Annotated in this window: 12 protein-coding genes; 6 read left to right on the top strand and 6 right to left on the bottom strand. The window is 73.2% G+C overall.

From position 1 onward, the window contains the following. Positions 1 to 14: 14 nt before the first annotated feature. From A2CP1_RS16965 to A2CP1_RS16955, 3 genes are all read right to left on the bottom strand, one after another. Positions 15 to 797: a ferritin-like domain-containing protein gene (locus A2CP1_RS16965; protein WP_015934513.1), complete on the bottom strand. Its 783-nt coding sequence runs from the start codon at positions 795 to 797 to the stop codon at positions 15 to 17. A gap of 13 nt (positions 798 to 810) precedes the next feature. Next, positions 811 to 1,980, bottom strand: coding sequence for a hypothetical protein (locus A2CP1_RS16960; RefSeq protein WP_015934512.1), 1,170 nt, complete (start codon positions 1,978 to 1,980; stop codon positions 811 to 813). Between the two features lie 107 nt (positions 1,981 to 2,087). Then, positions 2,088 to 2,906, bottom strand: coding sequence for an alpha/beta fold hydrolase (locus A2CP1_RS16955; RefSeq protein WP_041450540.1), 819 nt, complete (start codon positions 2,904 to 2,906; stop codon positions 2,088 to 2,090). A 570-nt stretch (positions 2,907 to 3,476) separates the two neighbouring features. Between A2CP1_RS16955 and A2CP1_RS16950 the strand changes: the two genes are divergently transcribed. The 3 genes from A2CP1_RS16950 to A2CP1_RS16940 all read left to right on the top strand — a co-directional run bounded on the left by A2CP1_RS16950 (position 3,477) and on the right by A2CP1_RS16940 (position 5,777). After that, positions 3,477 to 4,964: a multicopper oxidase family protein gene (locus tag A2CP1_RS16950; RefSeq protein ID WP_245529818.1), complete on the top strand. Its 1,488-nt coding sequence runs from the start codon at positions 3,477 to 3,479 to the stop codon at positions 4,962 to 4,964. Positions 4,965 to 5,181: 217 nt separating this feature from the next. Further along, on the top strand, positions 5,182 to 5,385 hold the full coding sequence (locus A2CP1_RS16945; protein ID WP_015934509.1) for a cold-shock protein: 204 nt from the start codon (positions 5,182 to 5,184) through the stop codon (positions 5,383 to 5,385). Positions 5,386 to 5,555: 170 nt separating this feature from the next. Then, positions 5,556 to 5,777, top strand: a complete 222-nt coding sequence (locus tag A2CP1_RS16940) for a hypothetical protein (protein ID WP_015934508.1) — start codon at positions 5,556 to 5,558, stop codon at positions 5,775 to 5,777. Between the two features lie 455 nt (positions 5,778 to 6,232). Here the strand turns inward: A2CP1_RS16940 and A2CP1_RS16935 are convergent, their stop codons facing one another. The 3 genes from A2CP1_RS16935 to A2CP1_RS16925 all read right to left on the bottom strand — a co-directional run bounded on the left by A2CP1_RS16935 (position 6,233) and on the right by A2CP1_RS16925 (position 9,196). Further along, positions 6,233 to 7,495 carry a M20 family metallopeptidase gene (locus A2CP1_RS16935; protein WP_015934507.1) on the bottom strand — a complete coding sequence of 421 codons (1,263 nt, stop codon included), beginning with the start codon at positions 7,493 to 7,495 and terminating at the stop codon, positions 6,233 to 6,235. A 132-nt stretch (positions 7,496 to 7,627) separates the two neighbouring features. Then, positions 7,628 to 8,023 (bottom strand): (R)-mandelonitrile lyase, encoded by a 396-nt coding sequence (locus A2CP1_RS16930; RefSeq protein ID WP_015934506.1) that lies wholly within the window; start codon positions 8,021 to 8,023, stop codon positions 7,628 to 7,630. 255 nt (positions 8,024 to 8,278) lie between these two features. After that, positions 8,279 to 9,196, bottom strand: a complete 918-nt coding sequence (locus tag A2CP1_RS16925) for a LysR family transcriptional regulator (RefSeq protein WP_015934505.1) — start codon at positions 9,194 to 9,196, stop codon at positions 8,279 to 8,281. Positions 9,197 to 9,400: 204 nt separating this feature from the next. Between A2CP1_RS16925 and A2CP1_RS16920 the strand changes: the two genes are divergently transcribed. The 3 genes from A2CP1_RS16920 to A2CP1_RS16910 are packed head-to-tail and all read left to right on the top strand — an operon-like array spanning position 9,401 to position 12,590. Then, the gene (locus A2CP1_RS16920) at positions 9,401 to 11,032 is read left to right on the top strand and encodes a cation:proton antiporter (protein ID WP_015934504.1); all 1,632 of its coding nucleotides are present in this window, start codon (positions 9,401 to 9,403) and stop codon (positions 11,030 to 11,032) included. Then, positions 11,029 to 11,781 carry an ABC transporter ATP-binding protein gene (locus A2CP1_RS16915; RefSeq protein ID WP_015934503.1) on the top strand — a complete coding sequence of 251 codons (753 nt, stop codon included), beginning with the start codon at positions 11,029 to 11,031 and terminating at the stop codon, positions 11,779 to 11,781. Before A2CP1_RS16920 ends, A2CP1_RS16915 begins: the two co-directional genes overlap by 4 nt. Next, positions 11,778 to 12,590, top strand: a complete 813-nt coding sequence (locus A2CP1_RS16910) for an ABC transporter permease (RefSeq protein ID WP_015934502.1) — start codon at positions 11,778 to 11,780, stop codon at positions 12,588 to 12,590. The genes A2CP1_RS16915 and A2CP1_RS16910 overlap by 4 nt, the downstream gene beginning before the upstream one ends. Positions 12,591 to 12,603 lie beyond the last annotated feature (13 nt).

Raw genomic sequence — 12,603 nt, 5'->3', positions numbered from 1 at the left:
AAGAAGGATGAAGGTCAGACCGGCTGCGCCGGCTCCCCGAAGTCGGCCCGCGGGAGCCCCGTCCCGGCCTGGATCTCGAGCCGCTCGGCGACCCAGGCCCGCACCTTGAGGAGGTGCTCGTCCTCCTCGGCCAGGCACTCCGTGAAGCGCTTCGCCACCTCGGTCTGGCCCATCCCCTCGGCGAGCGCGATGAGCAGCTTCCACCCGTCGTTGTCGATGAGCTCCGCCGCGAGCAGCGTGTCGAGGCACTGCGTGAGCGTCGTGCGCGGGTCGGCGAGGGACTGGACGAGCCCGAGGCCCTGCACGCCGGCGAGGTTCGCGCAGGGCGTCACCGCGGTGGGATCGCCCCCGAGCTGCTCGATGGCCTCCGTGACGACGAGCATGTGGCGGTGCTCCTCGTCGCGAAGCTGCCGCAGCTCGGGGGCGCCGAGGTCGCCGTCGCTCGTCCTGCTCGCGGGCAGCTTCGCGAGCACGGCCTCGTAGAGCCGGACTCCGGTGCGCTCGAACGCCAGCCGCTCGCCGAGCTTGTCGAGCAGCACGTTCGCGGTCTCCCCCCGGACGGCCTTGGAGAGGCTCTTCACGGCGCCCTTCACCGTCGCGGGAGGCGGCATGGTGCCGGCGGGCGGCGCCGCCTTCGACCACTCCGCGCGGAAGTCGGCGAGGCGCTCCGCGCCCCCCTCCGTCGCAGCGGCGCGCTGCGCCCCCTCCACCGCCTTCTTCGCGTCCACCGGGGAGGCCGCGATGCCGGTCCGGTTCGTCCCCATGTCGGTGGGCTTCTTCGAGTGCTTCTGCGCCATGGCGTTCCCCTCCCTAGTGGACCGACGTGGTCCCGGCGAGCTCGGTCCCGGGCCGCCAGCGATAGCCGCCGGCGACGATCTCCGTGGGCGAGCCGTCGGCGTTCATCCGCCGGCGGTACGCGATCGACGCCGGCGACTCCTCCTCCAGCGGCACGAAGCGCGTCCCGCTCGCCCGCAGGTCCACCTCTCGCTCCAGGACCTGGCGCACGAACTCGCGCTGGCTCTCGAACCGCAGCGGCTCCGGGAGCGACCGGGGCAGCACCGCGGCGGCGTCCCGCTTCTCCACCGACTCGAACAGCTCCCGCACGGCGTGCAGGTGGCCGAGCTCGTAGTCCAGGAATCGCTCCCAGATCGCCTTCACCGCCGGCTCGCGCTCCTGCTGCAGGCAGCTCCAGTAGTTCCAGACCTCCGTCGCCTCGTGCAGGAGCCACTTCTCCAGCCAGCTCTCGTCCGGATCGATGAGCGACTCGTACTGGGTGACGTGCTGCTCCTCGATCGACGCGATCTCCGCGTAGAGCGCCCGCGCGACCGGGTCCGAGAAGATCGGCCCGATGTTCATGTAGTAGGCGTGCGTCTGCTGCTCGCCCGCCATGAGCGTGAGCGTGTTCAGCTTGGTGAGCGGTTGCGCCTTCGCGCGATCGTAGTGGTCGCGCAGGTCGTCCTCCGGGGCGCGGTGCTCCTGCTCGGTCGGGCGACCGGGCATCACGTCGGTGTAGCTCTGCAGGATGTTGTTCGCGTCCTTCCCCTCCAGGCGATCGAGCAGGGCCGAGTACCGGTACATGTGGTCGAAGTCCTCGAGCAGCCCGAACCGGAACGCCTGCGCCACGTACGGATCCGGCTCGTGCTGCGCGAGGTGCGCGGTGACCTCGATGGCCACCTGCTCGTAGCCGATGGTGGTCTCGAGCGGCGACTGGTCGGCGGGGTTGAGCCAGTTCACCAGCGTGGCCTGGTGCTGCTCCACGCGGCGGATGCGGGCGAGCGGCTGCTGGAGGCGCGCGTTCATGCGGGCGCAGGCGTGCTGGAAGCGCAGCGCCTCCTGCTCGATCCCGTTCATCAGGATCACCCGCACGCGGGTGAACGCGTCGGCGTCGAGCTTCGAGTACTGGTGCCGCAGGAAGTCCTTCCAGGTGAACTGCTGCTTGTCGAGCGGGGTCCCCCGCTCCTTCGTCAGGTCGAGGCTCACGGCGTTCCTCCAGGGGTCATCGACAAGCTGCGCAAGCCGCTCGCGGCCGGCAAACCGGCCGCGAGCGTGCGCGAGTCGCCGTGGCGCCCGCCCGCCGGGACGTCGCGTCACCCTTCCGGCGCATCCAGGAACGGCTCGACCGCGACGGGCATCGCGGGCGACTCGAACACCTCGTAGTGGGTGAGCCCGGGGAGGATCGCGAGCCGCGCCTTCGACACGCCGCTGCGATCGAGGCCGCCGTCGCGGCGCCCGCCGCCGAGCCGCTGGAAGAGCTGGACCGCGTGCTCGGGCCGGATGGCGTCCGCGTCGGCGTAGACGAGCAGGGTGGGCGCGGTCACCTGCGCGACGTCCGCCGACCAGTCGTATGGGCGGTTCTCGAGCTCCCCCAGCTTGTCGAGCAGGTCGGGAAAGCGCTCGGGGTGCGGCGCGATGGCGGCGTACGTCTGGTACACGGGCGACGGCCGCATCGGCTCTGCGAGCGCGCGGCCGAGGTGCTGGAACCCCGCCTTCACCTCGGGGTACCACCCCGCGTCGGAGAACGGCACCGACACGAGGACCAGCCTGCGGACGCGCTCGGGGTGCTGGATCGCCGTCCTCAGGGCAACCCCGCCGCCGAGCGAGTAGCCGAGAAGATCGGCCCGCGGGATCCGGAGCTGGGCGAGCAGCGCGGCGACGTCGTCGGCGAGCCGCTCGAAGCGGAGCGGTCGCTCGACGTCGGCGGTGCGGCCGTGGGCCTGCAGGTCCACCGAGATCACCTGGCGGTGCGCGGCGAGGCGCTCGGCGACGGGGGCGTCGAGCGCGCTGTTGTGCAGGCCGCCGTGCAGGAGGACCAGCGGCGCCCCGCCGGTGCCGCGGATCTCGTAGTAGAGGCGCAGGCCGTCGACGTCCGCGTATCCGGAGGAGCGGGGGCGTTCGGGGGCGTTCATGGCGGGTCTCTCGAGGCTGGAGGTGTGCTGGGTGCCGGCGGCCGCGCAGGCGCAGAGCACGCTGGCGAGCGTGGCGAAGGCGCGCGGACGAGGTCGCGTGGGCGATCGGGGCGTGCGAGGCGTGCGAGGGCGCGCGGCGAGGGCGTCGTGGTGGGGGGTCATGTGGCCCTCGACGTCGTAGCCCGTCGGATCTCATCGCGCGCGACCCAAGCGGGAGGTCGACCCCGGTTCACCGCCCGGCGCGCGTGGTGGCGCGGCCATGCCAGGGCTCGCCGCGCGCACCCGATGGCCTGACCTGCGGCAGCCTTCCCCGGCATCGATCACCCAAGGTGAATGGCGCGCCCGAGCGTTTCGCCGCATTCCCCGGCTGTGTGGTTGTCCGCGGAACGGTGCGTGGCTCTCCTGCACGTGGACCCCCCGACATCGAAAGGGATCACCATGCGCGGGAAGCCGATCGGCAGGCGGCAGTTCCTGGTGCGCACGACGGCAGCGGTCGCGGGTGCGGCGACGGCGCGCGGTGCGCTCGCACGGATGATGCGCGGGGGCGGGGGAGGCGGGGGTACGACCACCGTGACGGATCCGCCGGTCAGCGGGCCGCTGAGAGCGCTCCCCGTCGCGACGCCGGTCTCCGGGTCGCCGGGCGGCATGCTCCACTACCGGCTGGAGGCGTGCCAGGCGCCGGTCGCGATCGACGGGGCGAGCGCGAACGCGATGGTGTACCGGGACCTCGGCGCGCCGCTGGACGGCCGCTTCGTGGCGCCGGTGCTCCGGGCCGAGCCCGGCCCCGGCCAGCGCATCCGCCTCGAGTTCACGAACGGCCTCCCGGCCGACCCGGCGCTGAACCTGCTCGGCCACGAGCGCCATCCCACCAACGTGCACGTGCACGGGCTGCACGTGTCCCCCGGGGCGGACGCGATGACGGGCCTGCCGGCGGACGACGTGCACCTCCGCATCGAGGGCGGCGGGCAGGGCCTCACCTACGACTACGACCTCGCGATGCAGCGGCCGGGCTCGATCGCGCTCTACCATCCGCACCTCCACGGCTCCGTGGCGGAGCAGATGTGGAACGGGCTGGTGGGCGCGATCGACGTCTCCGACGGCGAGATCACCGCGCTCGATCCGTACCCGGCGACGCTCCTCGTGCTCAAGGACGTCACGGTCTCGAACGGCGCCCCCGCGCCCTACACGATGCTCTCCGAGTACATGCGGGGCAGGGAAGGCAACGTCGTCACCGTCAACGGCCAGGTGAACCCGTACCTCGCCGTCACCGCGGGCGAGGTGCGACGGCTGCGCATCCTCAACGTGAGCAACGCCCGCTTCTACCGCCTCTCGCTCCAGGGCCACCCGTTCCACGTGGTGGGCGCGGACGGTGGGCTCCTCGATCGGCCCACCGCGGCGCGGTCCGAGCTCCTGATGGCGCCGGGCGAGCGCGTGGACCTGCTCGTGCCGTTCGGGACCGCCGACAAGGGCGACTACAAGCTGCTCGCGCTGCCGTACGCCCGGCACGGGAACATGGCGAGCGCGCAGGTGACGCTGCTCACGGTCCGGATCGCGAGCCGGACGCGCGCCGCCCAGGCGCTCCCCGCCGCGGTGGCCCCGGGGACGACGAGGCTCTCCGACGATCCGGCGCTGGCGCGGCCGAGGTTCGCGCTCAGCATGGGGCAGGGGCGGGGCTACATCAACGGCATCACCTTCGAGCAGCTCGCGGACGGCTCCATCCGCAGCTGCGAGCATCACTCGATGGTCGGCGACGACGAGATCTGGGAGGTCGTGAACGAGAGCGGCATGGACCACCCGTGGCACCAGCACGTGAACGACGCCCAGGTCCTCTCGATCAGCGGCGGCGACGCGAGCATCGCGAGGTACGCGGCGCTGTACACGAGCGCTCCCGCGTGGAAGGACACGATCATCATCCCGAAGTGGGGCAGCGCGACCTTCCGCATGCCGATCCGCGACCACGGCGGGATGACCATGTTCCACTGCCACATCCTCGAGCACGAGGACATCGGGATGATGGGAATGTGGCACCTCATGGACGACGGGATGGGCGGGATGTGAGCGGCCGCTCCCGCGCCGGACGCCGCTGCCATGGGGCGTCGGCCCGTCCGCCGCGCGTCGATCCCCGAGTCGCCTCCGAAGGGGGAACTCGTCGCCGCGCCGCTCGACCGGTGGACTTTACAGAAAGTTAAGGCTATACAGCGGGTTCCCCGGCCCACTCTGGGCAGGGCACGACGGCGGACATCGCCGCTCGAGAACGAAGAAAGTGTCGTGAGAGATGGCTACCGGTACCGTGAAGTGGTTCAACGATGCGAAGGGCTTCGGCTTCATCACCCAGGACGGCGGCGGCGAGGACGTGTTCTGCCACCACACCGCCATCCAGGCCGAGGGCTTCCGGAGCCTCGCAGAGGGGCAGAAGGTCGAGTTCGACGTGACCAAGGGCCCGAAGGGCCTGCAGGCGGCCAACGTCCGTCCGATCTGATCCGCTGACCTGTTGATCCGCTTCACAGCGGAGACGGAGCCCGGCCCCAGCAGGCCGGGCTTCGCCATTCCTGGGATCCACTGCGCCGGCCGCTCGGGCCCATGCCCGCCCGGCAAGGGCCAGTTCCGCGCCGACGAGCGGCGCACCCCCGTCGAGCCTAGAAGAGAGAGATGAACGAGAACTTCGGCGAGATGAAGGCGCGGCTCCGCAAGCTCACCGAGCGGCTCACCGGCGAGCCGGACCGCATGCTGGGGAACCTCGAGTTCGCGCGCGCGGTGAGCCAGGCGCAGCGGCTCCTGCGCGACGGGGACCGCACGCGCGAGCCGTCCGAGGCGCTTCGCGCGGCCATCGACAAGGCGGAGCTGCTCGGGCGGTCCAGCCGGGAGGGCTGATAGCGCCGCCCATTCGCGTGGAGCCCTGCTGCGGCGCACGCTGGCTGCCTGCGCCGGGCAGACTCGTCCCTGCGCTGCTCGACGTGCCGACGGGCACGCCTGCGCTGCTCGGTCCTCGTGTGCCCGGCTCGGCGACGCCATCGTGTGCCTCGCGACGGGCCCCACGCGAACGGGAGGCGCTGTGAGAGCGCGTGAACCCATCCCCTTCCGTCGCCGCGGCGGCCGATCCGCGTCGCATCGCGTCGGTGCTCCTCCCTCACATGCCGACGGGCATGCTCGGTCGTCGCGCCTCGCGCTGCTCGCGGCTCGACCGCCTGGCTCGGTCCGGGGATGGATTCACGCGCTCCGTGCGCTGGAGGCCGTTCCGCGGTGGATGGCCGCGGCGCCGAGACCGATCGGCTCACGTGCACCCGCTGGCCGCCCGCCGCGTCACGGGCCGGACTGGCCCGGGGCGGTCACGGCGCGAGCCAGCCCATCGCGGCCGACACCGCGGCCTCGACGCCGGTGCGCAGCGTCGGGTGCAGCACCGGCGCGAAGCGCGGGTTGTGGTTGGTGGGGAGCTCTCCCAGCCGGCCCGCCGCCCGGGCGTTGCGGTAGGACTCCGGATCGGTCCCGCCCACGAACCAGAACACGGCGGGCACGTGCCACTGGGCGCCGAAGCAGCCGAAGTCCTCGCTCGCGGACGTCGGCGCCACCTCCTGCACGCGCTCCGCCGGGAAGCTCCGGTGGAACGCCTCGACGACGCGACGGGTCGCCTCGGCGTCGTTCACGACGGCGCCGTAGCGATCGAGCGGCGTGATCTCGGGCGGCCTGGGCGCCCCCGACGCGGCCGCCTCGGCCTTCACGATCCGCTCGATGGCGGCGAGCACGCGCGTTCGCACGCCCTCGTCGAACGTGCGCACGTTCAGCTTGATGAGCGCCTCGTCGGGGATGACGTTCTCCTTGGTGCCGGCCTGCAGGGCGCCCACGGTGACGACGGCCGCCTCGCTCGCGGCCAGCTCGCGGGAGACGATCGTCTGGAGGCGGAGCACGGTGGCGGCCGCCATCACCACCGGGTCGATGCTGGCCTGGGGCATCGAGCCGTGCGCCCCGCGCCCGAACAGCCGGATCTGCAGGCTGTCGCCCGCGGAGGTCATGACGCCGGCGCGCCAGCCCAGCACGCCCGCCGCGCCGACCATGACGTGCTGACCGAGCACCACGTCGGGCCTGGGAAAGCGCGTGAACAGCCCGTCGTCGATCATCGCCTGCGCGCCGGTGGCGATCTCCTCGGCCGGCTGGAACACCGTGAGCAGCGTCCCCCGCCACGCGGTGCGGGCGCGCCCGAACAACGTCGCCGCTCCGGCGAGCCACGCCACGTGCATGTCGTGGCCGCAGGCGTGCATCACCGGGACGTTCCTGCCCTCCGCGTCGGTCGCCGTGACGGTGCTCGCGTACGGGAGCCCGGTCAGCTCCTTCACCGGCAGCGCGTCCATGTCGGCGCGGAGCATCACCGTGGGACCATCGCGGTTGCGAAGCAGGCCGACGACGCCGGTCTTCCCGATGCCGGTGGTCACCTCGTAGCCGGCGGCGCGAAGCCGGTCCGCCGCGATCGCCGCGGTGCGGGTCTCCTGCATCGAGAGCTCGGGGTGCGCGTGGAGGTCGGTGTAGAGGCTCTCCAGGTCCGGGAGCAATGCGTCGAGCGTGGCGAGGAGTCCGCCGGGATCTTGCGCGTTCGCCATCGGGTTCTCGCTCCACCCGTGAGCCGGGTCTCGAGGGTGCACGCGATGCTAGCGGACGTCGGGCAGGGCGGGCCGGCTCGGGAGAGGTCCCCTCTCCGGCGGGGTCCGGGCGGCGGCGCCGGCGGCCCTGATTCACGGTGCGTACTGCTCGTCGGTGACCTTCTCCATCCAGTCGGCGGCCTTCCCGTCCAGCGCCTCCTGGATCGCCAGGTGCGTCATCGCGGTCGCGGGCGCGGCGCCGTGCCAATGCTTCACGCCGGGCGGGATCCACACCACGTCGCCGGGCCGGAGCTCCTCGATGGGACCGCGCCACTGCTGCACGCGGCCGGCGCCGGAGGTGACGATCAGGGTCTGGCCGAGCGGGTGGGTGTGCCACGCGGTGCGGGCGCCCGGCTCGAACGTGACCTGGCCGCCGCTGGCCCGCGCCGGATCGTTCGCCTGGAACAGCATGTCCACCCGGACCGTGCCGGTGAACCAATCGGCCGGTCCCTTCTGCGAAACCTGCGTGCCTGCACGTGTGATGCGCATCTGCGTCGGACCTCCGGCGGGCGCCGTCCGCGAGGCGTCGGCCGATCGTGGTGCCGTGGCCCGGGCAGCGGGCGCGGACGGCGGGGACAGGAGGAGCAGCGAGGCGGCGGTGGCGAGGACGTTCATGGCGACGGGCGGGAACCTACGCGCGGGCGAGTCGCGGCGAAACGGGAGGAACGCGCATGAGGCGTGAAGGAAGCCTTCACGTGGCGGTCGCGCGGAACGCGCGAACGCCGCGGCGAGCGCCGGCGCGGATCAGCCCGCCCGCGTCCTCGACTGCCCCGCCACCTCGCGGGCGACGTCCACGAAGGCCCGGAGCGCCGGGGACACCTGCGCGCGGCTGGGGAAGTAGAGGAAGAAGCCCGGCACCGCCGCGGCGTAGGGCTCGAGCACGAGCCGGAGCCGCCCGCTGCGCAGGTCGTCAGCGACCTCGGGCTCGAACGAGTAGAGCAGGCCCACGCCGGCGACGGCCAGGGCGTGCATCAGCACCGGATCGTTCGTGGTCACCGTCCCCTGGACCGGGACGCGCCAGGACTTCTTTCCGCGCTCGAGCTCCCAGGCGTACCTCGCCCCGTGCACGCTGGAGCGGATGCAGATGCAGTCGTGCTGCAGGAGATCCTGTGGCTTCTCCGGCGTGCCGCGCCGCGCGAGGTAGGAGGGCGCGCCGACCACGACGAAGCGGCCGGGCTCGGTGAGCCGCACCTGGACCATGTCGCGCTCGATGGATTCGCTCAGCCGGATGCCGGCGTCGAGCCCTTCGGCGATGATGTTCACGAACCGGCTCTCCACCTGCACCTCGACCTCCACCCTGGGGTGTCGCTCGATGAACCGCGGCAGGAGCCGGGCGAGCACGGGCGTGACCGCGGTGCTGGGCACGGTGAGCCGCACGCGGCCGGTGACCTCGCCGGGCCGGACGGACACGGTCTTCAGCGATTCCAGCGCCTGGTCCACCGCCGCCCCCGCGTTCTCGAGCAGGCGCTGCCCCGCGTCGGTGAGGGCCACGGTGCGCGACGTCCGCGTGAGGAGCGTGACGCCGAGGCGTGTCTCGAGCTGCCGGACGGACTGGCTGAGGGCCGACGTGGAGACGCCGAGGTGCCGCGCGGCCGCGGCGAAGCTGCGGCGACGGGCGACCGCGATGAACGCGTTGAGCGCGTTGAGCGGTGTGAAGGCCATGGTGCGCGTCCTCCTCCTTGCCGGCGCCGGTGCGGCCGCCGGGATCCTACGATCCTCTTTCGGCCGACGGGGGAGCGTCGGTGCCCCGGAACGCGCATGGGGCGTTCGGGAAATCTTCACGGCACGGCGGGAGCGACTCGCGACAGAATGGTGGCGGAGGACGTGCCCGCCGCGGGTGGCCGGCATCGGGGGCGTCCGGCCCGAATGCTCGTCTTCGAGATCATCATCGGCCTGCTCCTCGCCGGCGCGGCCCTCACCGCCCTGTCCCGGCGGATCGGGACGCCGTACCCGGCGCTGGTGGCGCTCGCAGGCGCGGCGCTCGCGCTCGTGCCGGGCACGCCGACGCTGGTCCTCGAGCCGGACCTTGCGCTGACGCTGTTCGTCGCGCCGGTGCTGCTCGACGCGGCCTACGACGCGTCCCAGCGCGACCTGCGGGCGAGCTGGCGCACCGTGGCCGGCCTTGCGGTCGGCGCGGTCGCGCTGACGGTGGTGGTGGTGGCGGTGGTCGCCCGCGCGCTCGTGCCCGGCATGCCCTGGGCGGTGGCGGTGGCGCTCGGCGCCATCGTGGCGCCCCCGGACGCGGCGGCCGCGACCGCGGTGCTCGGGCAGCTCCGCCCGCCGCACCGCCTCATGGTGATCCTCGAGGGCGAGAGCCTGTTCAACGACGCCAGCGCGCTCCTCGTCTACCGCCTGGCGGTGGGCGCGGCGGTGGCGGGCGCGCTCTCGCCGCTCGAGGCGCTGCCGCTGCTGCTGGTCGCGACGGTGGGGAGCGTGGCGCTCGGGTACGCGCTCGCCCGCGTGATCCCGCCGCTCATCGCGCGCATCGAGGACGTGCCCATCGCCGTGGTGGTCCAGTTCTGCGGGACGTTCGCGGTCTGGATGCTCGCCGAGCGGCTCCACCTCTCGGGCATCCTCACCGTCGTCGTCTTCGCCATGGCGAGCGCCCAGCGCGCCGCGGGGCAGATGGCCGCGCGCGTCCGCATCCCGTCGTATGCCGTCTGGGGATTCGCGGTCTTCGTGCTGAACGTCCTCGCGTTCATCCTGGTCGGCTTCCAGCTGAAGGCGATCCTGGGGCGGATCGACGCGGCCACGCTCCTCCGGTACGCCGGCGTGGCGGGGGCGGTGGGCCTCGCCGCCATCGTGGCGCGCATCGCGTGGGTGTCCGCCACGGCCGCCGTGAGTCGGCTGCGCTGCCGCCCAGCGTGCGACGGGGCGCCGGAGCGGCCGGACGCGATCGGGCTCTCGCCGCGCGGCGCCGCGGTGGTCGGCTGGTGCGGCATGCGCGGCATCGTGACGCTCGCCGCGGCGCTGGCGTTGCCCACCGGCGGCCGGGGCGCGCCGGCGTTCCCGCACCGGGACCTGGTCGTGTTCACCGCGTTCGCGGTGGTGCTCGGGACGCTGGTCCTGCAGGGGATGACGCTCCGCCCCCTGCTGCGCGCGCTGCGGCTCGAGGGAGATCGCTCGGTCGATCGGGAGGTCCGGCTCGCGCGCGTCGAGACGCTGCGCGCCGGCCTGTCGGCGACCGACGGCGCGGCGGGTGACGAGCTCTCGCGCGTGCTGCGGCACCGCTACGAGGTGATGCTCCGCGGCGCCGAGGCGGAGCTGCGCGGCGGGGCCGCGGAGGCGCCCGCGGGCGAGGCCGACGGTGGGCCGCCGCGCACCCAGGGCGCCGCCGTGGCGCGCCGGGCGGTGGAGGCGGAGCGCGGGCGGCTCCTGTCGCTGCGCGCCGAGGGTACGATCGGGGACGCGGCGTTCCAGCGCGTCGAGGAGGAGCTGGATCTCGAGGAGCTGGGCCTGCGGCGGCTGGCCCGCGACGAGGCGCCGGAGGCCTCGTGACCCGGCACGGCCCCATCCTGCGCGTCGAGCGGCTGTGCAAGGCCTACGGCGCGACTCCGGCCGTGGACGGGATCACGTTCCACGTCGCGCCCGGCGAGATCGTCGGGCTGCTCGGCCCGAACGGCGCGGGCAAGACCACCACCATCAGCATGATCCTGGGCGTGCTGGCGCCGACCTCCGGCGGGATCTGGATCGACGGCGTCGACCTGGCGCGGCGGCGCTCGGAGGCGCTCGCGCGCACCAGCTTCGCGGCGGTGTACGCGCCGCTGCCCGGGAACCTGACGGTCTCGCAGAACCTGACGGTGTTCGGGCTCCTCTACGGCGTCCGCGACGTCCGCGCCCGCGTGGAGGCGCTGCTCGCGGAGCTGGACCTCGTCCCGTTCCGCGACACGAAGACCGGCGTCCTCTCGTCGGGCGAGCAGTCGCGGGTCACCATCGCGAAGGCGATGCTGAACGCGCCGCGGCTCCTCCTGCTCGACGAGCCGACCGCGTCCCTCGACCCGGCCGTGGCGCGCGAGCTGCGGGTCCGGATCCGCGGCGTCGCCGCGCGCGAGGGGCAGGGCGTGCTGTGGACCTCGCACAACATGCGCGAGGTCGAGGAGGTCTGCGACCGCGTGCTGTTCCTGTCCCACGGCCGGATCCTGCTGGAGGGCGACCCGCGCACGCTGCCGGGCGAGCACGGGCGCGCCTCGCTCGAGGACCTGTTCATCACCGTCGCGCGCGAGCCGCTCGCGCTGGAGCAGCCGTGATCGCGTCGCGCGTCCGGCGGGTGTCGGCGGTCGTGCTGCGGCAGGCGTACCTGCTGCGCGGGAGCCCGGCGCGGATCCTGCCGCTGTTCGCCTGGGTGGCGATCGACGTGGTGCTCTGGGGCTTCATCTCCCGCTACCTGAACCAGGTCGCCGCGTCGGGGCTCGACTTCGTCCCGATGCTCCTGGGCGCCGTCCTGCTCTGGGACTTCTTCTCGCGGGTGATGCACGGCGTGACGATGGCGTTCTTCGAGGACGTGTGGTCGCGCAACTTCCTGAACGTGTTCGCGACCCCCATCACTACCGGCGAGTACGTCTCGGGCCTGGTGGTGTCGAGCGTGCTCACGAGCACGCTCGGGCTCGCGGTCATGCTCGGCCTCGCCACGGCGGCGTTCGGGCTCTCGTTCGTCGCCTACGGGCTCGCCATCGTCCCGGCGCTGCTGATCCTGTTCATGTTCGGGATCGCGCTCGGGATCCTGGGCTGCGCCATCGTGCTGCGCCTCGGCCCGGCGGCCGAGTGGCTGATCTGGCCCATCCCGGCGGTGCTCTCGCCGTTCGTGGGCGTGTTCTACCCCATCGCCACGCTGCCGCGCTGGATGCAGGCCGTGTCCTGGCTGCTCGCGCCGTCGTACGTGTTCGAGCAGCTGCGCGCGCTCACCGCCGGCCGGCCGGTGGCGTGGACCGCGCTCGGGCAGGGAGCGCTGCTGGCGGCCGGGACCATCGTGCTCGCGGGGTGGGCGTTCGTCCGCGTCTACCGGTACGCGGTCCGCACCGGGTTGCTGGCGCGGTACAGCGCCGAGACGGTGAGCTGACGGCGGCTGCCGC

The organism is Anaeromyxobacter dehalogenans 2CP-1 (assembly GCF_000022145.1).
GTDB classification, from domain to species: Bacteria; Myxococcota; Myxococcia; order Myxococcales; family Anaeromyxobacteraceae; genus Anaeromyxobacter; species Anaeromyxobacter dehalogenans.
The sequence above is the reverse complement of the archived record's forward strand: the minus strand, read 5'-3'. Positions and strand labels throughout refer to the sequence as shown.